The organism is Pseudomonas sp. GW456-12-10-14-LB2 (genome assembly GCF_002884345.1).
Classification (GTDB): domain Bacteria; phylum Pseudomonadota; class Gammaproteobacteria; order Pseudomonadales; family Pseudomonadaceae; genus Aquipseudomonas; species Aquipseudomonas paraglycinae.
Window position 1 is genome coordinate 147644 of record NZ_POHV01000010.1, and the last position, 22336, is coordinate 169979.

24 protein-coding genes are annotated in these 22336 nt (G+C 61.4%); 14 read left to right on the forward strand and 10 right to left on the reverse strand.

Annotation, left to right across the window (positions count from 1 at the left end):
• Positions 1–113: 113 nt before the first annotated feature.
• Positions 114–554, reverse strand: coding sequence for a PACE efflux transporter (locus C1X29_RS09265; protein WP_102687278.1), 441 nt, complete (start codon positions 552–554; stop codon positions 114–116).
• Between the two features lie 121 nt (positions 555–675).
• On the opposite strand from C1X29_RS09265, the gene C1X29_RS09270 reads away from it, so the two are divergent.
• On the forward strand, positions 676–1548 hold the full coding sequence (locus C1X29_RS09270) for a LysR family transcriptional regulator (RefSeq protein WP_102717286.1): 873 nt from the start codon (positions 676–678) through the stop codon (positions 1546–1548).
• Positions 1549–1599: 51 nt separating this feature from the next.
• Here C1X29_RS09270 and C1X29_RS09275 read toward each other — a convergent pair whose 3' ends face one another.
• Complete coding sequence (locus C1X29_RS09275; RefSeq protein WP_039766142.1) at positions 1600–2631, reverse strand: LacI family DNA-binding transcriptional regulator; 1032 nt, start codon at positions 2629–2631, stop codon at positions 1600–1602.
• 216 nt (positions 2632–2847) lie between these two features.
• Between C1X29_RS09275 and C1X29_RS09280 the strand changes: the two genes are divergently transcribed.
• Complete coding sequence (locus C1X29_RS09280; protein ID WP_007951121.1) at positions 2848–3381, forward strand: gluconokinase; 534 nt, start codon at positions 2848–2850, stop codon at positions 3379–3381.
• Positions 3382–3463: 82 nt separating this feature from the next.
• Entirely contained in the window at positions 3464–4816 is a 1353-nt protein-coding gene (locus C1X29_RS09285) for a GntP family permease (protein ID WP_102717287.1), read from the forward strand.
• A 180-nt stretch (positions 4817–4996) separates the two neighbouring features.
• Here the strand turns inward: C1X29_RS09285 and alaC are convergent, their stop codons facing one another.
• Complete coding sequence (gene alaC, locus C1X29_RS09290) at positions 4997–6205, reverse strand: alanine transaminase (protein ID WP_085697117.1); 1209 nt, start codon at positions 6203–6205, stop codon at positions 4997–4999.
• 140 nt (positions 6206–6345) lie between these two features.
• On the opposite strand from alaC, the gene C1X29_RS09295 reads away from it, so the two are divergent.
• The 3 genes from C1X29_RS09295 (at position 6346) to C1X29_RS09305 (ending at position 8376) form a co-directional block, all read left to right on the forward strand.
• A complete protein-coding gene (locus C1X29_RS09295; protein WP_039766147.1) occupies positions 6346–7008 on the forward strand; it encodes a LysE family translocator in 663 nt (220 codons plus the stop codon).
• Between the two features lie 68 nt (positions 7009–7076).
• The gene (locus tag C1X29_RS09300) at positions 7077–7571 is read left to right on the forward strand and encodes a GyrI-like domain-containing protein (RefSeq protein WP_102687283.1); all 495 of its coding nucleotides are present in this window, start codon (positions 7077–7079) and stop codon (positions 7569–7571) included.
• A 316-nt stretch (positions 7572–7887) separates the two neighbouring features.
• Positions 7888–8376: a GNAT family N-acetyltransferase gene (locus tag C1X29_RS09305; protein WP_011335577.1), complete on the forward strand. Its 489-nt coding sequence runs from the start codon at positions 7888–7890 to the stop codon at positions 8374–8376.
• Positions 8377–8381: 5 nt separating this feature from the next.
• Here the strand turns inward: C1X29_RS09305 and C1X29_RS09310 are convergent, their stop codons facing one another.
• Both C1X29_RS09310 and C1X29_RS09315 read right to left on the reverse strand, forming a co-directional pair.
• The gene (locus C1X29_RS09310) at positions 8382–8987 is read right to left on the reverse strand and encodes a pyridoxamine 5'-phosphate oxidase family protein (RefSeq protein ID WP_102717288.1); all 606 of its coding nucleotides are present in this window, start codon (positions 8985–8987) and stop codon (positions 8382–8384) included.
• 17 nt (positions 8988–9004) lie between these two features.
• Positions 9005–9490: an N-acetyltransferase gene (locus C1X29_RS09315; protein WP_102717289.1), complete on the reverse strand. Its 486-nt coding sequence runs from the start codon at positions 9488–9490 to the stop codon at positions 9005–9007.
• Between the two features lie 141 nt (positions 9491–9631).
• On the opposite strand from C1X29_RS09315, the gene C1X29_RS09320 reads away from it, so the two are divergent.
• Genes C1X29_RS09320 through C1X29_RS09330 form a run of 3 tightly spaced genes read left to right on the forward strand, consistent with a single transcriptional unit; the run spans position 9632 to position 11679 of the window.
• Positions 9632–10057: a nuclear transport factor 2 family protein gene (locus tag C1X29_RS09320; RefSeq protein ID WP_102717290.1), complete on the forward strand. Its 426-nt coding sequence runs from the start codon at positions 9632–9634 to the stop codon at positions 10055–10057.
• A 40-nt stretch (positions 10058–10097) separates the two neighbouring features.
• Positions 10098–10442, forward strand: coding sequence for a YciI family protein (locus C1X29_RS09325; protein ID WP_102717291.1), 345 nt, complete (start codon positions 10098–10100; stop codon positions 10440–10442).
• Positions 10435–11679 carry an RNA polymerase sigma factor gene (locus tag C1X29_RS09330; protein ID WP_102717292.1) on the forward strand — a complete coding sequence of 415 codons (1245 nt, stop codon included), beginning with the start codon at positions 10435–10437 and terminating at the stop codon, positions 11677–11679. Before C1X29_RS09325 ends, C1X29_RS09330 begins: the two co-directional genes overlap by 8 nt.
• A 195-nt stretch (positions 11680–11874) precedes the next feature.
• Here the strand turns inward: C1X29_RS09330 and C1X29_RS09335 are convergent, their stop codons facing one another.
• Entirely contained in the window at positions 11875–12600 is a 726-nt protein-coding gene (locus tag C1X29_RS09335) for an SDR family oxidoreductase (protein WP_102717293.1), read from the reverse strand.
• 111 nt (positions 12601–12711) lie between these two features.
• Here C1X29_RS09335 and C1X29_RS09340 point away from each other — a divergent pair, with 111 nt between their 5' ends.
• Complete coding sequence (locus tag C1X29_RS09340) at positions 12712–13548, forward strand: LysR family transcriptional regulator (protein WP_102717294.1); 837 nt, start codon at positions 12712–12714, stop codon at positions 13546–13548.
• A 1-nt stretch (position 13549) separates the two neighbouring features.
• Here C1X29_RS09340 and C1X29_RS09345 read toward each other — a convergent pair whose 3' ends face one another.
• A complete protein-coding gene (locus tag C1X29_RS09345; protein ID WP_102717295.1) occupies positions 13550–14404 on the reverse strand; it encodes a LysR family transcriptional regulator in 855 nt (284 codons plus the stop codon).
• An 88-nt stretch (positions 14405–14492) separates the two neighbouring features.
• On the opposite strand from C1X29_RS09345, the gene C1X29_RS09350 reads away from it, so the two are divergent.
• A complete protein-coding gene (locus C1X29_RS09350) occupies positions 14493–14930 on the forward strand; it encodes a multidrug/biocide efflux PACE transporter (RefSeq protein WP_085745155.1) in 438 nt (145 codons plus the stop codon).
• A gap of 57 nt (positions 14931–14987) precedes the next feature.
• On the opposite strand, the gene C1X29_RS09355 is transcribed toward C1X29_RS09350, so the two are convergent.
• A complete protein-coding gene (locus C1X29_RS09355; RefSeq protein ID WP_064598857.1) occupies positions 14988–15743 on the reverse strand; it encodes an SDR family NAD(P)-dependent oxidoreductase in 756 nt (251 codons plus the stop codon).
• Between the two features lie 120 nt (positions 15744–15863).
• On the opposite strand from C1X29_RS09355, the gene C1X29_RS09360 reads away from it, so the two are divergent.
• Entirely contained in the window at positions 15864–16760 is an 897-nt protein-coding gene (locus C1X29_RS09360; RefSeq protein WP_102717296.1) for a LysR family transcriptional regulator, read from the forward strand.
• A gap of 53 nt (positions 16761–16813) precedes the next feature.
• Here the strand turns inward: C1X29_RS09360 and C1X29_RS09365 are convergent, their stop codons facing one another.
• Positions 16814–18427: an inorganic phosphate transporter gene (locus C1X29_RS09365; protein ID WP_102687290.1), complete on the reverse strand. Its 1614-nt coding sequence runs from the start codon at positions 18425–18427 to the stop codon at positions 16814–16816.
• Positions 18428–18683: 256 nt separating this feature from the next.
• Positions 18684–19706, reverse strand: a complete 1023-nt coding sequence (locus tag C1X29_RS09375) for a transporter (protein ID WP_085606510.1) — start codon at positions 19704–19706, stop codon at positions 18684–18686.
• A gap of 270 nt (positions 19707–19976) precedes the next feature.
• Here C1X29_RS09375 and C1X29_RS09380 point away from each other — a divergent pair, with 270 nt between their 5' ends.
• Together C1X29_RS09380 and C1X29_RS09385 are read left to right on the forward strand one after the other, a co-directional pair.
• On the forward strand, positions 19977–21602 hold the full coding sequence (locus tag C1X29_RS09380) for a methyl-accepting chemotaxis protein (RefSeq protein ID WP_173940182.1): 1626 nt from the start codon (positions 19977–19979) through the stop codon (positions 21600–21602).
• Between the two features lie 112 nt (positions 21603–21714).
• A complete protein-coding gene (locus C1X29_RS09385; protein ID WP_102717298.1) occupies positions 21715–22158 on the forward strand; it encodes a hypothetical protein in 444 nt (147 codons plus the stop codon).
• Positions 22159–22336: the final 178 nt, after the last annotated feature.

Consider the following 22336-nt stretch of genomic DNA (forward strand, 5'->3'; position numbering starts at 1 on the left):
TTTTTATTGATGGAAAAGCTTAGCCGGCTATCGGAAATCAAGGATTGTTTATATCGGTGGTTGGCGCGGTAAAACCGCCGATTTCTTGCAATATCCGCTTACCAATTAACGATTTATGTCGCGGGCGCCGGATCGGGCAGCGCAGACGCTGGCAAGCCGAATACCCGGTCGAACAGCCAGTTGAACGCGAAGGTGTAGCAAGGGATGAACACGATCAGCGCCAGATCCAGCAAAAAGGCCTGCACCAGACTGATGTTCATCCACCACGCGATCAGCGGAATCAGGAATACGATCAGCGTCAGCTGGAACCCGACGGCGTGGGCGATGCGCCGTTTCACCGTGCGGGTGCGTGACACCTGGCGGCTTTCCCAGCGCTCGAACAGCGAGGTGTAGATGAAGTTCCAGGTCACGGCGATGGTGGTGATGATCACCGCCAGCGGACCGGTGCTGCCGGGCGAAGTGCCGGACAACAGGGCGAGGCCGAGGGCCGAGAAGGTCATGCCGATCACTTCATAGAGCGACACATAGACCAGTTTGCGTTTGACGCCTTGCATGGGGAATTGCCTCTTTCTTGCGACTTGTGGCCAATGGGACTGGCGAAGGCGACGAAAGATAGCTTCAATATAGATGACAGAAAAAGTCAGTAGCTTTCAGTTTTATTGATAGGTGTGCGAAGTGAATTTCAACAGTGAAAGCATCGAGCTGTTTCTCGCCGTGATCGAACGCGGCTCGTTTTCCGCCGCTGCGAGGGCATTGGGCAGAGTCCCGTCGGCGGTGAGCATGGCCATCGGCAATCTGGAGGCGGAACTCGGTTACTCGCTGTTTGATCGCAGTCACCGCGAACCGCAACCCACGGCAATGGCGCTGTCGCTGGTGCCCCATGCTCGGTTGATCGCCGATCAGCTCAAGCAATTGCAGGTGCATGCGGTGCAGTTGTCGCTGGGGCTTGAGAGCAAATTGTCGATTGGCGTGGCGGCGGATATCGATCGCCGACGGTTGCTGACGGCGATCAAGGATCTCAGCGAGCGTCATCCACTGCTCTACATCGAAGTGCTGACCGCGCCGCAGGATGATGTGCTGGCGATGCTCCATAGTGGCCGGGTCAGCGTGTGTCTGGCGTTCGCCGGGTTGAGCGTGAATGTGCTGGAGCGTTTTCAGTTTGTCGGCAGTGAGCGGATGATCGCCACGCTGGCGGCGGACAGCCCGTTGTTGCAGGGGCAGGATCTGTTTCTTGAGGACCTGGTGCATGTGCGGCAGATCGTCGTCGGCAGCCGCGACTTGCCGATCAGCGAAACCCGGCCGCTGGTGGCCGAATCCCACTGGCGCACCGACAATCTGGAGACAGCACTGGAAATGGTCGAGGCTGGGTTGGGCTGGGGCAATTTTCCGCTGTCGGTGGTGCAGCCGTGGCTCGATAGCGGACGGCTGAAACGGTTGAACTTCCGCAATATCGAAAACGGCCTGGTGCTGCCGGTGCACGCGGTGTGGCTCAAGAGCCAGCCGTTGCAGAAGGGGGCGCTGGCGCTTGTTGAAATACTCGGCCGGTGATCGTTCCCACGCTCTGCGTGGGAACGATCAACAGGTTATTGCCGTGCGGGGTCAGGTGCTCTCGCGAATCTTCAGCTCGAACCCCATGTCTTCGACCGGCCGCGCCACGCTATTGCCGGCCATCAGCGTCAGCATCTGCTCCGCCGCTCGCTTGCCGATCGCTTCGCGGGGCGTGTTGATGCTGCTCAGGCGCGGCACCATGTGTTCCGACATCGGCAGGTCGTTGAAGCCGAGGATCGCCACTTGCTCGGGGATCCTGATCCCGTTGCGCAGCGCTTCGAGCAGGGCGCCCTGAGCCAGGTCGTCGTTACCGAAGAAGATCGCATCGACATCCGGATGCGCCGCCAGCAGTTGCAGGAACAACTCGCCGCCCAGGCCCACGGACGATGAACGCGGGGTCAGCACTTCCAGATCCGGGTCGTAGCGACCGGCCTTCTGTAGCGCTTTGCGAAAGCCTTCGCCACGCAGCAGGGTGCGCTGATCGAGCTGCGCGCCGATGTACGCCAGACGCTTGCGGCCACGGGACAGCAAATGTTCGGCAGCCGTTTCCCCGGCGCTGAGCTGGGAGAAACCGACGCAGTTCACCCCGGCCGCGCTGTCCAGCTCCATCATGTACACGCAGGGAATGTTGCTGGCCTCGATCATCCGCCGCGAGCTTTCAGTGCGGTCGAAGCCGGTGAGCAGCAAACCGCGTGGCTGATAGGCCATGTAGTTGCGCAGCAGGTTTTCTTCTTCATCGCGGGAATAGTGGAAGTTGCCGATCAGCACCTCGAAACCTTTGGGCGTCAGTACCCGATGAATGGCTTCCAGGGTGTCGATGAACAACAGGTTGGACAGCGAAGGCACCAGAACCACCACCGAATGGCTCTGGGCCGAGGCCAGAGCGCGGGCGGCGGGGTTGACCACATAGTTGAGTTCCAGCGCGGCTTTCTGGACTTTCTCCACCAGTTCGGTGGCAACCGTGCTGACCCCACGCAGGGCGCGCGAGGCGGTAATCGGGCTGACGCCGGCCAGACGGGCGACTTCATTGAGGGTGGGACGGCCGGTGGTGCGGGTGTTTTTATCGTTTTTAGGGGTGGTCATCGGGCGGCTTGCCAAACAAAAATCAAGGCACTAAGGTAGCGCTGTCCTTATGCAGCTGCAAATGCGTAAGCGAGGTCCTGCCTGATCCTCGCTTTTTGGCGTACCGACAAAACCTGCTGCAACCCAAAAAAACGACAAGAAGGCGTCGGCAACTTCTGCCTGTGCACTAGAGTCATAGCTAGCAAAGGTAGCGCTGTCTGCGCGCTGAGGTGTTACATGAATCATCCCATCACCGCCCTGGTCATCATGGGCGTTGCCGGTTGCGGCAAGACGTGCGTCAGCGAGGCCCTGTGCCAATTGAGCGGCGCCACTGCCATTGAAGGCGATACTTTCCATCCGGCCGCGAACATCGAAAAGATGAGCGCGGGGATCCCCCTGAATGACGAAGACCGTGCCGGCTGGCTCGACAGCCTGTGCGATGAACTGCGTCGCGTCGATGCCCTGGGCGAACGCCCGGTGCTGACCTGCTCGGCCCTCAAACACATTTACCGCGAACGTCTGCGCAGCGCCTTGCCGGGCCTGGGCTTCGTGTTCCTCGAATTGACGCCTGAAGTGGCCGCCGAACGTGTGTCCCACCGTCCGGGCCATTTCATGCCAGCCACTTTGATCGAAAGCCAGTTCGCCACCCTCGAATCGCCCAAGGGCGAGCCGTTGACCCTGGCCCTGAATGCTTCGATCCACAGCGTTGAAGAACTGGCGTCGCAAGCCCACGTCTGGTGGCAGGCCCATGGCCTGAAACAGGCGGTATGAGTGTGATTGCGAAGATAGCGCTGTCCTTTCGACTTCTGATTAACCCGCTTTAATAACAACAACAAACCAGGAGACACCCCCAATGTTTGGCATGTCCCATGACGCCTATCTGCTGCTCGATGCAGTAGTCACGGTGATCGGGCTTATCGTCCTGATCACCAAGTTCAAGCTCCATCCCTTCATTGCCCTGACCATCGCCGCTGCGTTCCTCGGCCTGACGTCCGGCATGCCGATCGGCACCATCATCAAGGCGTTCCAGGACGGCTTCGGTGGCGTGCTCGGTTTCGTCGGCATCATCCTTGCGCTGGGTACGATGCTCGGCAAGATGATGGCCGAATCCGGCGGTGCCGATCAGATCGCCCAGACCCTGATCCGCGCCTTTGGCAAGGACAAGGTTCAGTGGGCGATGATGTTCGCCGCGTTCCTGGTGGGCATTCCGCTGTTCTTCGAAATCGGCTTCGTGCTGCTGATTCCGCTGGTGTTCATCGTGGCTCGCCGCACCGGTGTGTCGATCATCAAGATCGGTATCCCGCTGCTCGCCGGCCTGTCCGCCGTGCACGGCCTGGTGCCGCCGCACCCGGGCCCGCTGCTGGCCATCGGCGTGTTCGGTGCCGACATCGGCAAGACCATTCTGTACGGTCTGATCGTCGCGCTGCCGACCGCCATCATTGCCGGTCCGATCTTCGGTACGTTCATCGCCAAGCACATTCCCGGTACGCCAAATCAGGAACTGGTCGATCAACTTGCCCGTGAGTCGGACTCGCAGGATCTGCCAAGTTTCGGCATCACCCTGGTCACCGTGCTGCTGCCGGTGTTCCTGATGCTGCTGAAAACCTTCGCCGACGTGGCGCTGCCGGACGGTCATTTCTTCCGCACCTGGATGGACATGATCGGTCACCCGATCTCGGCACTGTTGCTGGCATTGCTGCTGTCGCTGTACACCTTCGGCTACAAGCAGGGCATCGGTTCTCAGCAGATGCTCAAATGGCTCGACGCGAGCCTGGCGCCAACTGCCGCGATCATCCTGATCATCGGTGCCGGCGGCGGCTTCAAGCAGATGCTGGTGACCAGCGGCGTGGGCGACGTGATCGGCCACATGGCGGTCAGCGCGCAGATCTCGCCGATCCTGCTGGCGTGGCTGGTGGCAGCGGTGATCCGCATCGCGACCGGTTCGGCCACCGTGGCGACCATCACGGGAGCGGGCATTGTGGTGCCGGTGGTGGGGATGATTCCGGGCGTGAACCGTGAGTTGCTGGTGCTGGCCACCGGTGCTGGCTCGCTGATCCTGTCCCACGTCAACGATGCCGGTTTCTGGCTGGTGAAGCAGTACTTCAACATGACCGTGGCCGAAACCTTCAAGACCTGGACGGCGATGGAAACCATCCTGTCGGTGGTGGGGCTGGGCTTTATTCTGTTGTTGTCGCTGTTCGTTTAACCTCGAACGCCAGACACAAAAAAACCGCAGCGATGCGGTTTTTTTGTGCCTGGATCGTTCCCACGCTCCGCGTGGGAATGCAGCCCGGGACGCTCTGCGTCCCAAAGCGGACGCAGAGCGTCCATTGAGGCATTCCCACGCAGAGCGTGGGAACGATCAGGTCAGGAGGAGAGGAGGCAGTTACTTGGTGCCCAGACCATCCGCCCGGAACATCCCGCGAATCCCGCGTACTGCCTGGCGAATCCGGTCCTGGTTTTCGATCAGCGCAAAGCGCACGTGATCGTCGCCGTACTCACCAAAGCCGACACCCGGCGAGACGCAGACCTTGGCCTCGGCCAGCAGCTTCTTGGCGAATTCCAGCGAGCCGAGGTGCGCGTAGGCTTCGGGAATCTTCGCCCAGACGTACATCGAAGCTTTCGGGTTCTCGACCATCCAGCCCAGCTCATGCAGGCCCTTGACCAGCACGTTGCGGCGCTGGCGATACTGTTCGGCGATGTCGCGCACGCATTGCTGATCGCCTTCCAGCGCAGCAATCGCGGCCACCTGCAGCGGGGTGAAGGTGCCGTAGTCGTGGTAGCTCTTGATCCGCGCCAAAGCGCTGACCAGTTCCGGATTGCCGACCATGAAGCCGATCCGCCAGCCCGCCATGTTGTAGCTCTTGGACAGGGTGAAAAACTCCACCGCGATGTCCTTGGCACCCGGCACCTGCATGATCGACGGGGCTTTCCAGCCGTCGTAGACGATGTCGGCGTAAGCCAGGTCGTGCACCACCAGCACGTCGTACTGTTTGGCGAGAGCAATCACCCGCTCGAAGAAATCGAGTTCCACGCACTGCGCGGTCGGGTTGGACGGGAAGCCGAGGATCATCATCTTCGGTTTCGGGATCGAGCCGCGAATCGCCCGTTCCAGCTCGGCGAAGAAGTCCACGCCCGGCACCAGCGGCACCGACCGCACCTGGGCGCCGGCAATCACGGCACCGTAGATGTGAATCGGGTAGCTCGGGTTCGGCACCAGCACGGTGTCGCCCTGATCCAGGGTCGCCAGCATCAGGTGCGCCAGGCCTTCCTTGGAACCGATGGTGACGATGGCTTCGCTTTCCGGGTCGATCTCGACCTCGTAGCGTTCCTTGTACCAGTTGGAAATCGCCCGGCGCAGGCGCGGAATGCCCTTGGACGTGGAGTAACCGTGGGTGTCTTCGCGCTGTGCAACCTGCACCAGTTTTTCAACGATGTGCGGCGGCGTGGCGCCGTCGGGGTTGCCCATGCTCAAGTCGATGATGTCTTCGCCACGACGTCGGGCGGCCATCTTCAGCTCGGCGGTGATGTTGAAAACGTAAGGGGGGAGTCGATCTATGCGCGCAAAGCGGCGCGGCGAACCTTGTTCAGCCATTGTTGCCTCGGATAACGTAAGCGCCCGGAACCGTCCGAGCGACGCTGGTCACTGCGGTGACCTGTGGCGGACGATAAGGGCAGCGATGGCAGACTGTCCAGAGCCTTTGTAAACAAATTTTTCTCAAGGAAAACCGGTTGATGGAATTTACCAGCGGCTTCTTGCTGAGCCTTTCGCTGTGCCTGGATATTGGCGTGGCCAACATCGCGATGATCACCCTGGCGATGCAGCGCGGCTATTTTCAGGGCTTCGCACTCGGCCTCGGCACCTGCGTCGGCGACCTGATCTACGCGGTGCTGGCGCTGGCCGGGATGACCGTTCTGCTGCAATACGAAACCGTGCGCTGGGTGTTGTGGATCGGCGGTTCGGCACTGTTGATCTACTTCGCGGCGAAGATGATCTATTCGGCGATCCATCACGAAGCGCAATTGGCGGCGACCGCCGAAGTGGGCCAGAACTCCCATCGCAAGGAATTCTTCCGTGGGATCTTTCTCGCCATGTCGTCACCCAGCGCCATCCTCTGGTTCGCGGCAGTGGGCGGCACGTTGATCGCCCGTTCCGGCGGCGGCGGTCCTTTGAGCTCGGCGCTGTTCCTCGGCGGCTTCCTGTGCGCCGGGCTGTTGTGGTCGGCAGGCCTGTGCTTCGCCGCGAGCCATGGCGGCAAGTTGCTCGGCGACAAACTGTTGCGCTATTCCTACATGGCATCTGCAGCGATCTTCTGCTATTTCGCGGTCTACGTGATCGTATCCGGTTATAACGAGTTCGTCGGTTCCGGCGCCGCCGAGGCCCTGCATACGCTGTAAATGTGCGAATCGGGTTTGGCTTCTATACTCCCAGCCGAACCCACTTTTTTCGTTCAAGGAGTCGAGTCATGGATGAGCAAAAACGCGTCGAAGTGGCTGAACCTCGCTTCGAACATGGACACTTCCTGCTGATTGCAGGATTTCGCGATCGCTTCACTCAAGAGACCGTTCAGGACATCCCTGCGCTGTGGGAAAAACTGATCCCGCACATCGGAAATATTCCGGGGCAGAAGGGTGAAGTGACCTACGGTGTCTGCAGCAATTTCGACGGCAACGGCGGTTTCGATTACATGGCCGGAGTCGAAATCCGCAAGCTGGACGATTTCCCGCAGGAAAAATATCCGTGGATCGAAATCCTGCCGCGCCAGTACGCGGTGTTCGAACACAAGGGTTCGCTGGATCAGCTGCCGCAGACCATTGATTACATCTACAACACCTGGCTGCCAGCGTCCGACTACAAAGGGCTAAACGCCCCGGAGCTGGAACGCTACAGCGCCGATTTCAACCCGAAGCTCAATACCGGCAAGCTGGAAATCTGCGTCCCGGTGGAAAAGAAAACCTGATCGGCAACCGGCAGCGCGAACCCGCTTCGCGCTGCCGGTCGAACCTTACTTGCCCTTGATTCGTCGTGCCCGCAACAGGTCGATGCCCAGGGTAATGAAGCCGAAGAAGCTGATGCCCAACACCATCAACAAACCGATCTCAACGCTGCTCATAAACGGTTCCCCCCTCGGGTGATCAGAGACAGGCGTCAGAAATAGACCGTCCCGAATCCGAAGAAAAGCGCTTATACGCAGGCTTTACGCCGCCCGTGCGGATCGATATGAACACCTTATTCCTTTATCCTTGGCGGCCTTGTTCCACTGATTTCGAGCCGCCATGAACACCGTCATCCGCCACGTCACCGCCGCCGACCTGGACCGCTGCTACGCCATCGAAACCCTCGCCTACGAGGGCGACGAAGCCGCGACCCGTGAGAAGATCGCCACGCGCATCGCTACCTGGCCGGACGGTTTCATCGTCGCCGAGGTGGACGGGCAGGTAGCCGGCTTCATCAACTCCGGTGCAGCGTTTGATGTGCAGATGTCCGACGAGGCGTTCAAGGAGTTGATCGGCCACGACCCGGCCGGGCCGAACGTGGTGATCATGTCGGTGGTGGTGCACCCGGACTATCAGGGGCTGGGTCTGGCCAAGCGCCTGCTGGGTGAATTCATTGATCGCATGCGCGAGCAGGGCAAAGCGACGATTCACCTGATGTGCAAGGAACGGCACATCCCGCTGTACGCCGGATTCGGTTTTGCCTACATCAAACCGTCCGAATCCGACCACGGCGGGATGGCGTGGCACGAGATGATCCTAACGCTGTAACCGCGTCAGTAGAGGGTGTCACGCACCCTCGTCGGGGCCTCGCGATCATAGGCCTCGGCATCAAACTGCCCATCATTCAGACGCTTGTGAAACGCGCCCGCCGTCGGCAGCGCCGAGCGCGGCAAGTGGGTTTCTGGATTCCACGCATCCGAACGCACGAATGCCTTGGAGCAATGAAAGAACGCCGCTTCCACCGTCACCAGCAACACCGTGCGCGCCGGTTTGCCGTTCACCGCGAAGCTATCCAGCAACTGCGGGTCAGCGCTGATGGTCGCCGTACCGTTGACCCGCAACGTCTCGCCGATCCCCGGAATGATGAACAGCAGCGACACTCGCGGATCGTGCAATACGTTGCGCAAGGTATCGATGCGGTTGTTGCCGGGGCGATCCGGCAGGGCCAGGGTGCGCTCGTCGATGATCCGCACAAACCCCGGCGCGTCGCCGCGCGGAGAACCGTCGATGCCGTCGGCACCCACCGAGCTGACAATCACCAGCGGCGAGACCCGGACCATCGCCTGATAGTCCTCGTTGAGAAAACCGATCTGTTTGCGCACCGCCCGTTCGTGGGGCAAGCCGTAGATGGCTTCCAGCGCTTCGATTGAGTCGATCATCGTTGCTCCCCCGACGATTAGAAAAACAGGCCCATGCGCCGCTCGTAACCGATGCGGCCCTTGTACGCTTCGCCGCTGTCGACGAAACCGTACTTGGCGTACAGCGCAATCGCGGCGTCGTTGTCGGCGTCCACCGACAGTTCCAGCCCTTTGATTTCCGGCCAGGCCTGGCGCGCAACTTCCGGCAACGCCAGCAGACAGGCCTTGCCGTAACCCTTGCCCTGTGCGCGGTGATCGACCTGCAACGCATGCAGGGTGGCGCTGTGTTCATTGGCCCATTCCGGCAGAACCGGCGGGCGCTTGAGCAGCAGGAACGCCACTGGCTCATCTTCTGCCAGCAGGGCAAAACCCTTTACGCCGGGGCCGGGTTTCGACAGCAGCGTGTGCAGGGCGCCGTGGATGTCGCCGGAGAACTTGATCTGCTCGGCGTGGATTTCAATCGCTTCGACCTGCTGGCGCTGCAAGGCGTTAAGGCTCTCGTACGGCACGAGTTTGGCTGACAAGGGAATTTCCTTTTTCCTACAAAGATGAGCCTCGGATTCTAGCGACTTTGCGTTCGCTGGAATTTTTTTGTTTCAGCTGTCGATCCGGCAAATCGCCGAACGACTAAGGGTGTCTTCACAACAAAAACCACGGAGAACACCATGAGCGCACAAAGCGATATCCAGACCCTGATCAACACCTACCGCGAAGCCGTCATGACCAAGGACGTCGAGAAAGTCATGGCGCTGTACGCCGACGACATCCTCTCGTTCGATGCGATCAAGGCCCTGCAATTCAAGGGCAAACCGGCCTACCGCGCGCACTGGGTGGATTGCATGGAAATGTGCCCCGGCCCGCACATCTTCGAGTTCCACGAAATCGCGATCGAAGCAGGCGACAACATCGCCTTCGCCCACTGGGTTGCCAACTGCGGCGGTACCAATGAACAGGGCGAAACCCAGAGTTGCTGGATGCGCGCCACCGCCTGTTATCGGCTGGTCGGCGGTGCCTGGAAAATTGCCCACGAACACTGGTCGGCGCCGTTCGATCCGATGACCGGCTCGACCCTGTTCGATGCGAAACCCTGATCTTCAGCCATAGTTGATTCGTCCGATTCAGGAGAACGCCATGAAGTATTTATGCCTGGTCTACAGCGATGAGCGCCTGCTGCATTCGTCACCCGACAGCCCGGAGGACGCCGAATGCTGGGCCTACGCCGAGTCGATCCAGGGCAGCGGCCGAATGGTCGCCGCCGAAGCGCTGGAGTCGGTGCAGACCGCCACCACGGTGCGCATGCGCAACGGCAAAATGTCGATCACCGACGGCCCGTTCGCCGAGACCAAGGAGCAGTTGGCCGGCTTCTACCTGATCGACGCGCGGGACCTCAACGAAGCGATTCAGGTCGCCGGGAACATTCCGGCGGCCCGGGTCGGCAGCGTCGAAGTGCGCCCCGTGCGCCAGTTGAATGTCTGAAGTCAGGGCGCGGGTCGAGCAGGTCTATCGTGAAGACTCGCGGCGGATCCTCGCGACCCTGATCCGCCTGCTCGGCGATTTCGACCTCGCCGAAGAAGCCCTGCACGAGGCGTTCTTCGTCGCGGTCGAGCGCTGGCAGCGCGACGGCGTGCCGGACAATCCGCGAACCTGGCTGGTGTCCACCGGGCGCTTCAAGGCGATCGACGTGCTGCGTCGCCGCGCACGGTTCAAGGCCTCGCAGCCGTTATTGCTGGCGCAACTGGAAGAACTGGAACAGTCCGAATGGGACGCCGAAGACGTGGAAGACGATCGCCTGCGCCTGATCTTCACCTGCTGCCACCCGGCGCTGGCGGCGGACGCGCAAGTGCCGCTGACCCTGCGTGAGGTCTGCGACCTCACTACCGAAGAAATCGCCCGCGCATTTCTCTCGGCCCCGGCGGCGATTGCCCAGCGCATCGTGCGCGCCAAGGCGAAGATTCGTGACGCGAAAATTCCTTATCAAGTGCCGAGCCTGAGCGAATTGCCCGAGCGCCTCGACAGCGTGTTGCGGGTGATTTATCTGGTGTTCAACGAGGGTTATTCGGCGTCCGGCGGCGCCCAGGTGACCCGCGAAGACCTGACCCGCGAGGCGATCCGCCTCGGGCGGTTGTTGCTGGAGTTATTGCCGGATCCGGAGGTCATGGGGCTGCTGGCGTTGATGTTGTTGCACGAATCGCGGCGGTCGGCGCGGTCGACGCCTGATGGGGAATTAATTCTGCTGGATGATCAGGATCGCCGATTGTGGAATGCCGAGCTGATTGTCGAAGGCTGCGATCTGGTGGAAAAAGCGCTGACCACGGGGCGCTTCGGGCCGTACTGCCTGCAAGCGGCGATTGCGGCGGTGCACGCCGAGGCGCCCACGGCAGGGGAGACGGATTGGGAACAGGTCGTCGGGCTGTATGACGTGTTGCTGCGGGCGGTGCCGTCGCCGGTGATCGAGTTGAACCGGGCGGTGGCGGTGGCCAAACGTGATGGGGCGCTGGCAGGGTTGACCCTGGTTGAAGGGATTCTGGACCGTGGAGAATTGCAGGATTACCACTTGGCGCATTCGGCGCGGGCGGAGTTTTGTCGGCAGCTTTGGCGGGTTGAGGAGGCTAGGGCGGCTTACCGGCGAGCCTTGGAATTGACTCGGCAAGAGCCGGAGCGGCGGTTTATCGAGGGGCGGCTTTCGGCTTTGGATCGCTTGCCCTCACCCTAGCCCTCTCCCGGAGGGAGAGGGGACCGATCCGGGGATATTGGAGATATGCGCCGACGTGAGAGATTTGCTGTGAATCCATAATCGACTCGATATTTCAAGTCGATGTATGACGTAAGACACCTCGGTCAGTCCCCTCTCCCTCCGGGAGAGGGTTAGGGTGAGGGCGCTTTTGATTTTGCCTTTCGCCTTTAGCTTTTAGGCCTGCTGCCGAGTCGCAGCCATCACAATCTCGCGAATACAAACCCCCTGCGGCTGCCCATACGCATAGGCAATCGCTGTCGCCACATCCTCGGCGCTCAACACCGTGCCGCCCATGTCCTGCTTCCACGCCTGATACCCGGTTTTGATCGCCTCATCCGTGGTGTGGCTCAGCAACTCGGTCTCGACCGCACCCGGCGCAATAGTGGTCACCCGCACGTTATGCGGCGACAACTCTTCACGCAGGTTTTCCGACAATCCATGCACCGCAAACTTGGTGCCGACATAGGCCACATGGTTCGGGAACGTCTTGCGTCCGGCCACCGAGCTGACGTTGATGATCGTGCCGTGCTTGCGCTCGATCATCCCGGCGACCACCGCGTGCACGCCATTGAGCAGGCCCTTCACGTTGACGTCGAGCATCTGGTCCCACTGCGCCGGGTCCTGCTTGCTCATCTCGCCCAGCAGCATCACCCCGGCGTTGTTGATCAGCGCATCGGCAGGGCCGAACTGCGCTTCCGCCTCGGCCACAGCGGCCAGCAACGCGGCGCGGTCGATGATGTCGACGCGGCGGCTGAGGGTGTTCGGCAGGGCCAGTGCTTCGAGGCGTTCGATGCGCCGGGCCAGCAACAGCAGCGGATGGCCGGCAGCGCTCAAGCGGCGGGCGGTGGCTTCGCCGATGCCCGAGCTGGCGCCGGTGATGATGATCAATGGCTTGCTCATGGTTGAACTCCTGAGATAAGAAAAACAAATAACCAGATTCGTGACGCAGTATATTTAGTCCGCTGGAAGCTGAAAAATGCCTTATTCCTCTGTCTGCTATCGGAATCTCCTATGGATATCCGCCATCTCAAAGCCTTCCTCGCGGTGTTCGAGGAACGCAACATCACCGCTGCCGCGCAACGGCTGTTCATCAGTCAGCCCACGTTGTCGGTGACCATCAAACAGCTGGAAGAAGAACTCGGCGCGACGCTGTTCGTGCGTCAGCCCCGTGGTGTGGAAGTCAGCGACGAAGCGCGTCTTCTATACCCGCAGGCACGGCGGATGGTGGCCGAGTCCGAGGCACTGAGCCGGATGTTTCGCGGCCGCGAAAACCGTGCGCCGCTGACCCTTGGTATCGAGGGCGACATCGCCGCAAGCCACATCGAAGCCTTTGTGCGCATGGCCCATCAGGCGTTGCCCAATCTGCTGCTGACACTGGAGGAGGGCTGTCATGGCGATGGTCGATTGGCGGTCGAGGAAATGTGCTGCGAGGACGAACTGTTCCTGCCGCTGTGGGAAGAGTCCTATGTGATGGCGCTACCCCTCCATCACCCGATGGCCAACGCGCAGGCCGGCTGGGCGCCGATCGAGGACTGGATCACCTGCCCGCAACATCCTTCGCATCAGCGTTTGATGGCGCTTTATGGCCGTTCACCGGAAGCGGTGGCGGGGCATGCCAGCTCATTGCAACAGGCGTTGCACATGGTGGCCGCGGGTGTTGGTGTGGCGATGTTGCCGCAGTCGCTTGTCAGCAGGCATGAACGCATCGTCGTGCGCGCGCTGCACCTGCCGGCGCCGACCCGGCGGGTGGGATTATGCTACGCGGCGCAGGCGTTGGAGCTGCCGACAATGCGCGGGTTGCACGAGTATTTTCAGGTGAACCGCCCGGCAGCCATCGAAGCCGCCTGAGCTACTCCAGCATCTTGCTCAGCAACCAGCTCCCCGCCGGCCCCGGCGGGTACATCCGCGACCACAGCGCATCGACGAACACCGGTTTCGGCCAGCCGCGCACCTTCAGTTCCACCAGCAAATCATTGCCGAAACGCTCCACCAGCCAGCGTGGCAGCGGGGCCCAGCCAAAACCTTTCTCGGCCATTTCCAGCAGCATCAGGTAACTCGGTGCCGACCACACCCGGCCTTTGCCGCGACTGTCATAGGGATTGACGATGGTGGCCAGGCGCAGTTCGCGATGCTGCTCAAGGACCGTTTGATCGATGGATTCCTGAGTCGCCAACGGATGCCCACGACCCACAAACAAGGCGATTTCAGTGCGCTCGGCGACGGTCGCGCTCGCCAGATCCGGCGGGTAGTTGTCCTGCATCTCGGCGAACGCCAGGTGCGCCCGACCGCGCTGCACCAGTTCGACCAGGTCATCGCATTCGGCGATCAGGCATTCCAGTTCCAGATCCGGATAACGCTGCTCGAAACCCACCAATGCGGCTTCGAAACGGTCGGACTGATAAGTGTCGGAAATCGCCACCGTCAGTTTCGGCTCGACGCCCTGGGCCAATTGCCGGGCGGTCATTTCCAGGCGGCTGGTGGCCGCCAGAATCGCCTCGGCCCGTTGCAGCATCACGTGCCCGGCCGGGGTCAGCGTCGGCTTGCGGCTGCTGCGGTCGAACAGCACCAGGTCCAGATCGATCTCAAGACTCGCCACCGCCGCACTCACCGTCGACTGACTGCGCCCGAGTTTGCGCGCCGCCGCCGAAAACGAACCTTGAGTCGCCGCCTGGACAAACGCCAGCAACACTTCCTGAGATGCCATGAACTATCGCCTTGATCGATGGTTACTGGTTATGAAGTATCGGTGTGGTGCTGGATCATGGCAACCATCTTCACAGAGGACTTCGGCCATGACTGCCAACAAATCCATCACTGAACGTATCTTCCAGGCCATCGGTTTCGAACTGCTGGCGATCTTGATCTGTACCCCGTTGCTGGCGTGGATCATGGGCAAACCGCTGGTCGAAATGGGCGCCGTCACCATCGCAATCGCGTTGCTGGCCCTGGGCTGGAACGTGGTGTTCAACGGCTTCTTCGACCGGATGCTCAAGCGCTGGAACATCGCTCACAATGCCTGGGTGCGAGTGGCGCACGCGCTGCTGTTCGAGGGCGGGTTGATCGTGATGGGCGTGCCGCTGATTGCCTGGTGGCTGTCGGTCAGTCTGTGGCAGGCGTTCCTGCTCGACATCGGCGTGCTGCTGTTCTTCCTGCCGTACACCTACATCTACCACTGGGGTTATGACGTGGTGCGCGAGCGGCTGGTGATGCGCAGCGTCTGCCAGAACTGAAAAAAAAATCGCAGCCTGTGAGGGCTGCGATTTTTTTGTCCTGGGTTTTTGCAGGGTTTAGAGAAACATCCCGCCCGACGCTTCAATCCGCTGACCGTTGATCCACTGCGCCCCCGGCGACAGCAACAGCGCCAGCGCACCGCCAATGTCATCCGGCTGCCCGGCCCGGCCCAGCGCGGTGTTGCTGGCGACCATCGCATTCAACGCCGAATTGTCGCGCACCGCGCCGCCGCCGAAGTCGGTTTCGATGGCGCCCGGTGCCAGGATATTCACGGCGATCTGCCGCGCCCCCAGCTCCTTGGCCTGATAACGGGTCAGCACTTCCATCGCGCCTTTCATCGCCGCGTAAGCCGCGTAACCCGGCAGGGTGAAGCGGGCCAGACCGCTGGAGATGTTGATGATCCGCCCGCCATCGTTGATCAGCGGCAGCAGTTGCTGAGTGAGGAAGAACGGCCCTTTCAACTGCACGTTCATCAGTAGGTCGAACTGCTCCGGCGTGGTGTCGGCGAAGGAGGCATGCACGCCAATCCCGGCGTTGTTGATCAGGAAATCGAAGCGCGGACGCTCGAGCTGTTGCAGCGCCTGCTCGACTCGCACAGCGAAATCGGCAAAGCCTTCGCTGCGGCCGACATCCAGTTGCAGCATCACGGCTTTGGCACCGAGTGTTTGCAGTTCCTGCACCAGCGCCTGGGCTTCATCGGCGCGGCTGTTGTAGGTGCCGATGATGTCCACGCCTTGCGCGGCGAGGTGCAGGGCGGCGTTCTTGCCGAGGCCACGGCTGGCACCGGTGATCAATGCGATTTTGCGGTTCATGGGTCTTCCTCGATGGCAGTGACGGTTGATGGGGCTCAGTTTATTTATCCGCCATGAGGTGATAAACAGACTGAAACCGGAATCACTGGTCGGATTGTTCGAACAATCAATGGGTGGCCCATGAACAAACTGGAACTGCTGCGCACCTTTGTCCGGGTCAGCGAATTGTCGAGTTTCACGATGGCGGGGGAGAGTCTCGGGCTGCCGCGTTCAACGGTGTCCGAGCAGGTGCAAGCCCTGGAAAGCCTGCTCGGCACGCGCCTGCTGCAACGCACCACGCGCAAGGTCCAGGCGACTCAGGACGGCCTCGCGCTGTACGAGCGAAGCAAGGATCTGCTGTCGCACATGGACGAAATCGAGAACCTGTTCCATCAGGACGAAGCGTCGCTGACCGGGCGGATCCGGGTCGATATGCCGAACATTCTGTCGCGGCGGCTGATCATGCCGAAGCTGCCGGAATTCATGGCGCGCCATCCGAATCTGGAGCTTGAAATCAGCAGCACCGATCGCCGGGTCGACCTGCTCGCCGAAGGCTTCGATTGTGTGGTGCGCATCGGCGCGCAGCCCGATCAATCGGTGGTGGCGCGGCATCTGGGGGATTTCAGCATGATCAACTGCGCCAGCTCCGCGTATCTCGAACGCTACGGCGTGCCGCAAACGCTTGAGGATCTGGCGCAGCATCGGCTGGTGCACTACGTCGGTGTGCTGGGTTCGCGTTCGGAAGGATTTGTTTACGAGCAGGACGGGCAAGTGCATCGCGTACCGATGGCCGGCAGCGTGACGGTCAACAGCACCGATGCGTACGAGTCGGCGTGCCTTGGGGGATTCGGTCTGATCCAGGTGCCGCGAACCGGCATGAATACTTATCTGGACACTGGTGAGGTGGTGACGGTGCTGCCGCAATACACCGCGCCGGCGATGGGCATTTCACTGCTGTACGCGAGGCAGCGGCATCTACCGTTGCGGGTGCGGGTGTTCATGGATTGGCTGGGGGATTTGATTCGTTCGACGCTCTGATTTCTGCCGCAAATCCCTGTGGGAGTAAAGGCTCTCACAGGGATTCGGCTGGATCAGAAGATCTGGGTGAACAGCCAATACAAACTGCCCGACAGCAGAATCGCCGCCGGCAACGTCAGCACCCACGCCATCAGCAGATTGCGGATGGTCTTCATCTGCAAACCGCCACCGTTGGCGACCATGGTCCCGGCCACGCCCGAGGACAGCACATGAGTGGTCGACACCGGCAGGCCGAACATGTCGGCGGCGCCGATGGTCAGCATCGCTACCGTTTCCGCCGACGCGCCCTGGGCGTAGGTCAGGTGGGTTTTGCCGATCTTCTCGCCGACCGTGACCACGATCCGCTTCCAGCCGACCATGGTGCCCAGCCCCAAAGCAATCGCCACTGCGATCTTCACCCACAGCGGAATAAACCGCGTGGCGTTGTCGATCTGTTGCTTGAACAGTTGCAGCTTGCCGCTGGTGTCGGCGTCGAAGGTGCCGACCTTGTTCTTGTCCATCAGGCGAATGGTTTCGCTGGCCAGGTACATGTCGTTACGCACGTTGCCCATGGCCTCGGCCGGGACTTTCGCCAGCGAGCCGTAGCCTTTGACTTCTTCACCGATGTGTCCGGTCAGGGAGGCGAGGGCGGGGATCAGTTGCGGCGTGGCTTCCTTGCTGCGCACGTAGTCGGAGAGCACAGCGCGCGGATCGGCCGGTGCCGGCAGTGGCGCACTTTTCACCAGCGCTTGCTGGGTCACTTGGGCGACAGCGGCGAATTGCAGCGACTGTTCTTCCGGCATGGTGCGGTTCAGCGCATAAGCCATCGGCAGGGTGCCGACCAGAATCAACATGATCAGGCCCATGCCTTTCTGGCCGTCGTTGGAACCGTGAGCGAAGGACACGCCGGTGCAGGTCAGGATCAGCAGACCGCGAATCCACCACGGTGGCGGGGTGTTGCCTTCCGGCGCCTTGTACAGCGAACGGTTCTTCACGAACGCGCGCAGCGCCAGCAGCAACAGCGCCGCACAACCGAAGCCCACCAGCGGCGACAGCAGCAGCGCGTAACCGATCTTGGTCGCTTGGGCCCAGTCCACACCGCTGGTGCCATCGCGGCCGTGCATCAGCGCGTTAGCTACGCCGACGCCGATGATCGAACCGATCAGCGTGTGCGATGACGAGGCCGGCAGGCCCAGCCACCAGGTGCCGAGGTTCCACAGGATCGCCGCGATCAGCAGGGCGAAAATCATCGCGAAACCCGCGGACGAACCGACTTGCAGAATTAGCTCCACCGGCAGCAACGCAATGATGCCGAACGCCACCGCGCCGCTCGACAGCAGCACTCCGAGGAAGTTGAAGAATCCCGACCACACCACGGCCACATTCGGGGGGAGCGAGTGGGTGTAGATCACCGTGGCCACGGCGTTGGCGGTGTCATGGAAACCGTTGACGAATTCAAAACCCAGTGCAATCAACAGCGCCACGCCGAGCAGCAGGAACGGGGTCCAGGTGGTGACCACCGTGCCGAGTTCGTGCATGTCGTGCATCAGGCTGTAGGCGGTGAACAGCATCCCCATCGCCAGTACCGCGAAAAACACTACGTAGGTGAACGGGCCGGTTTTCTTGTCGAGGGCCGGCCTGCCACTGGCAGCGGGGGCCGGGCTGGCGGTCAGGGAGGGAGTAGCCATGGGAGGACAATCCTGAGCGGGGGAAGGAGTGTCGCCCATGATCGTTGCTAAATATTACAGAGAGGCTGCGATAGATCAGTGTTTGGCGGATTAGCCGCGCCGTTGGTCTTCTGACTGAAGACGGTGATCGTTCCCACGCTCTGCGTGGGAATGCATAAGGTGACGCTCCGCGTCACAGGGACGCGGAGCGTCCCGGGCGGCATTCCCACGCAGAGCGTGGGAACGAGCGTGCGACTGTAGCGGCGCTGAATAAAGGTCAGTAATCCCGCCGCTTGCGAAACGCCCAGCGCCCGGCAATCACGGTGAACGTCGCCACCAGCGCCACCAGAATCCAGAACCCTTCCGGATCGGTGGCCAGCGGCACGCCGCCGACGTTCATGCCGAAGAAACCGGCAATGATGTTGATCGGCAGCGCCAGCACCGTGACCACGGTCAGGGTGAACAGCGTGCGGTTGCTCTGTTCGTTGAGGTTGGCGGCGATCTCCTCCTGCAACAGCTTGATCCGCTCGCCGAGGGCGGTCAGGTCGTTGATGATCAGCGCGAACTCCTCGGTGGACTTGCGCAACTCCTTCACGTCTTCCTTCTGCAACCACGGCGGTGGTCGGTTGAGCAGGCGCAGCAGCGAACCCGGTTCCAGCGCCAGCAGCCGTTGCAGGCGCACCAGCACCCGCCGGTTGGCGCCGAGTTCGGCGCGGTTGGTCGACAGTCGTGAGGAGAGCAATTCGTCCTCGACCTGATCGACGCTCATGCTGGTCTTGCGCACGATCTGGGTCAGTACTTCGCCCTGATCGCGCAGCAGGTGCACCAGCAGTTCCAGCGGCGAACGAAAGCACTCGCCGGACTTCACCGAAGAACGCAGCTTGTCCACCGAGTGCAGCGGTTGCAGGCGCGCACTGACGATCAGTTTGCTGCGCACGCAGACCCACAGCGTCGACACGTCCGATGACACCATGCTGCTGAGGTTGAACACCACATCGTTGACCACCGCCAGCAACGCCGAATCCACATGCTCGATGCGGGTCGAGCGCGAACCTTCGTGCAGCGCTTCGAAAAACTCTTCGGGCAATTGCAGATGGCTTTTCATCCAGCGCTCGCACGCGGCGTGCGCCAGGTTCAGGTGCAGCCAGAGAAATTCATCGCCCTCGCTGTCGTCTTGCAGACAGCGCAGGGCGGTCGCCGAATCCACCTCGCGCCCGCGTTCGCCGGGGCGAAAGCGAAAGCCGTAAAGCAGGCCGAACAGGTCAGGATCACGATGACTGATATCGAGGCTGTGGTTCATGAAGGCTCGCTGCGAGGAGGCGTCTGTCGCGGGATTTGCAGATTCACCTGAGCCGCATCATCGCAATGTCACATGACGTTTGTGTGACAGCAAAATGACGTCAAATCAACGCGTTACCGAGGGTCGGATTTTTCTCAAGAAGGGCGCTGGAACGCCGATCACGCATGAGTTAGGTTGCGCGCCTTCGCCATGAGCCAAGGTCCGCCGACACGGATGTCCGGCAACAATTCACGTCTTACCGGGCGTGCCTCATCCCTGTCCTGAGTACCTGTGATGCTGCAAAAATCCCTGAGAGCGCAAATTCTCGCCCTGCTGAGCGGCAGCCTGCTGGCGATGCTGTTGATCGCGCTGGCCTGCTTTCATTTCCTGTCCAACGGCGTGCAGAACTACAGCCAATTGATCGCAGGTCCGTTGCACACCTCGCAACTGATCGATGAAGCCAACCTGCAATTCAAGGTGCAGGTTCAGGAGTGGAAAAACGTTCTGCTGCGCGGCAAGCAACCGGCGGATCTGGCCAAGTACTGGGGCCAGTTCGAAGACCGTCAGCGCGATGTGCAGGGCATCCTCGGTGAGCTGGCCAACCAGAAAGGCCTCGAGCCTGCGCTGAAAACCCGCATTGATCGCCTGCGCGAAGAACACCGTCTGCTTGGTGCTGCGTACCAGAAGGGCCGTAATGCCTACGTCGCCGCCGGTGCCGATCCGACTGCGGGGGACGCCGCCGTCAAAGGCGTCGACCGTGCCGCCAGCGACCAGATGAGCGAGCTGGTCGCCGAGCTGCGCAAGCAGGGCACCGAGCAATCGGCGCAGATCAGCGCCAGTGCTGACCGCACTGTGTGGCTGGGGCTGTTGGTGATGCTCGCGTCAGGCTTGCTGATCGGTCTGCTCAGCCTGTGGCTGGTCAACCGCAACCTGGTCGAGCCGATCCGCAAACTCATCGACTACGTCACCCAGTTGAGCAAGGGGCGTCTGGTCGAGCGTGTGTCCAGCGACCGTCAGGACGAGCTGGGTAACCTGGCCGCAGCGGCCAACACGTTGCGCGATTTCCTCGCCGAAACCTTCAATCATCTGCAACGCAGCGCCAAGGATCTGGACAGCGCCAGCGGCGAGTTGAACGCCATCGCCACCGTGATGGCCGGCGGCACCAACGAGCAGTTCAGCCGCACCGATCAGGTGGCCACGGCAATGAATGAAATGTCCGCCACCGCCCAGGAAGTCGCCCGCCACGCGGCCGATGCGGCGCGTGCGGCCGACGATGCCGACCAGTCCGCGCAACAGGGCGAGAAGGTCATGCAGAGCACCATCCACAGCATCACCCAGATGCGCGGCGAAATCGCGAATACCGCCACGGTCATCCGCCGTCTGGAAGCCGACAGCGGGCGCATCGGCAAGGTGCTGGAAGTGATTCGCGGGATCGCCGAACAGACCAACCTGCTGGCGCTCAACGCCGCCATCGAAGCGGCTCGCGCGGGTGAGGCCGGGCGTGGTTTTGCGGTGGTCGCCGATGAGGTGCGCAACCTCGCGCAGCGTACGGCGGAGTCGATCATTGAGATCAACCAGATCATCCACAGCGTGCAGACCGGTGCGGTGGACGCGGCCCAGGCCATCGACAGCGGCCAGACCCGCAGCGATGAAAGCGTCGAGCAAGTGACCCAGGCCGGCGCCATGCTCGAGCGCATCACCCACGCGGTGGAAGCGATTCGCGACATGAACCGCCAGATCGCCACCGCCGCCGAGGAACAGACCTCGGTCGCCGAAGACATCTCGCGCAACCTGACCGAGATCACCTCGATCGCCAGCACCAACCTCGACAACGTGCAGCGCACCGAAAGCGCCAGCCAGAACCTGCACGGCCTGTCCGGCCAACTGAACGACGTCACCGCTCGCCTGAGCGCCTGACCGGCCAGTGACTGTGTACCGGTTCGGTTACCGAGTCGGTACACAGTCGATCTCAATTCGTGCAGACCGCCGCCGATGCCCGGTTATCTATAACCGGCATTGGAGACTTCCCATGGTCAGCATCACGTCTGTTTCGATCAATCAGACCGTTACCACGCCCACCAGCAAAATCTCGATTGCCGACACCGGTGACGACACCTCGATCACCGCGGCAGCCAGCACCGGCGTGAAAGCCGACACCAGCAAAGTGGCCGCGGGCGGCGGTGCGGCGCCGGCGGGGGACAGCAGTTCCAGCAGCGAAGAATCGGATACCGTGAAAGAACTGCGCAAGCAGATTGCCGAGTTGCAGAAGCAGTTGCAGGAAGAGCAAAAGGCGCTGCAAGCGGCTCAGGCGAAGCAAGAAAGCCAGGATGCCAAGGCGGCGGATGTTGCGGCGGCGCAGTCGCAGATTGCTACGACGTCGGCTTCGTTGCAGACGGCGACGGCGGCGTTGTTGGCGGCTTTGCAGGGTTCGGATTCGAGTACGTCGGGTTCGCTGGTCAGTACCTCCGCGTGAAGCCTTTTCCCCTCACCCTCGCCCTCTCCCCGAGGGAGAGGGGACTGACGGAGTTGAATGTTCGAGTTACGCCGACCTGAAAATCTTGTGTCGAACTCAGGTTTAGAAACCCATGGAGATCGGCTCCCTTTCCCCCTCGCCCCCTTGGGGGCGGTCCGACGTTTCGGGAGGGCTGGGG

What these genes read in the sequence shown, in the direction of transcription:
- C1X29_RS09265 (WP_102687278.1), bottom strand. Translation starts at nt 554, where the DNA reads ATGCAAGGCGTCAAACGCAAACTGGTCTATGTGTCGCTCTATGAAGTG.
- C1X29_RS09275 (WP_039766142.1), bottom strand. Translation starts at nt 2,631, where the DNA reads ATGACCACCCCTAAAAACGATAAAAACACCCGCACCACCGGCCGTCCC.
- C1X29_RS09280 (WP_007951121.1), top strand. Translation starts at nt 2,848, where the DNA reads ATGAATCATCCCATCACCGCCCTGGTCATCATGGGCGTTGCCGGTTGC.
- C1X29_RS09285 (WP_102717287.1), top strand. Translation starts at nt 3,464, where the DNA reads ATGTTTGGCATGTCCCATGACGCCTATCTGCTGCTCGATGCAGTAGTC.
- alaC (WP_085697117.1), bottom strand. Translation starts at nt 6,205, where the DNA reads ATGGCTGAACAAGGTTCGCCGCGCCGCTTTGCGCGCATAGATCGACTC.
- C1X29_RS09295 (WP_039766147.1), top strand. Translation starts at nt 6,346, where the DNA reads ATGGAATTTACCAGCGGCTTCTTGCTGAGCCTTTCGCTGTGCCTGGAT.
- C1X29_RS09300 (WP_102687283.1), top strand. Translation starts at nt 7,077, where the DNA reads ATGGATGAGCAAAAACGCGTCGAAGTGGCTGAACCTCGCTTCGAACAT.
- C1X29_RS09305 (WP_011335577.1), top strand. Translation starts at nt 7,888, where the DNA reads ATGAACACCGTCATCCGCCACGTCACCGCCGCCGACCTGGACCGCTGC.
- C1X29_RS09310 (WP_102717288.1), bottom strand. Translation starts at nt 8,987, where the DNA reads ATGATCGACTCAATCGAAGCGCTGGAAGCCATCTACGGCTTGCCCCAC.
- C1X29_RS09320 (WP_102717290.1), top strand. Translation starts at nt 9,632, where the DNA reads ATGAGCGCACAAAGCGATATCCAGACCCTGATCAACACCTACCGCGAA.
- C1X29_RS09325 (WP_102717291.1), top strand. Translation starts at nt 10,098, where the DNA reads ATGAAGTATTTATGCCTGGTCTACAGCGATGAGCGCCTGCTGCATTCG.
- C1X29_RS09330 (WP_102717292.1), top strand. Translation starts at nt 10,435, where the DNA reads ATGTCTGAAGTCAGGGCGCGGGTCGAGCAGGTCTATCGTGAAGACTCG.
- C1X29_RS09335 (WP_102717293.1), bottom strand. Translation starts at nt 12,600, where the DNA reads ATGAGCAAGCCATTGATCATCATCACCGGCGCCAGCTCGGGCATCGGC.
- C1X29_RS09340 (WP_102717294.1), top strand. Translation starts at nt 12,712, where the DNA reads ATGGATATCCGCCATCTCAAAGCCTTCCTCGCGGTGTTCGAGGAACGC.
- C1X29_RS09345 (WP_102717295.1), bottom strand. Translation starts at nt 14,404, where the DNA reads ATGGCATCTCAGGAAGTGTTGCTGGCGTTTGTCCAGGCGGCGACTCAA.
- C1X29_RS09350 (WP_085745155.1), top strand. Translation starts at nt 14,493, where the DNA reads ATGACTGCCAACAAATCCATCACTGAACGTATCTTCCAGGCCATCGGT.
- C1X29_RS09355 (WP_064598857.1), bottom strand. Translation starts at nt 15,743, where the DNA reads ATGAACCGCAAAATCGCATTGATCACCGGTGCCAGCCGTGGCCTCGGC.
- C1X29_RS09360 (WP_102717296.1), top strand. Translation starts at nt 15,864, where the DNA reads ATGAACAAACTGGAACTGCTGCGCACCTTTGTCCGGGTCAGCGAATTG.
- C1X29_RS09365 (WP_102687290.1), bottom strand. Translation starts at nt 18,427, where the DNA reads ATGGCTACTCCCTCCCTGACCGCCAGCCCGGCCCCCGCTGCCAGTGGC.
- C1X29_RS09375 (WP_085606510.1), bottom strand. Translation starts at nt 19,706, where the DNA reads ATGAACCACAGCCTCGATATCAGTCATCGTGATCCTGACCTGTTCGGC.
- C1X29_RS09385 (WP_102717298.1), top strand. Translation starts at nt 21,715, where the DNA reads ATGGTCAGCATCACGTCTGTTTCGATCAATCAGACCGTTACCACGCCC.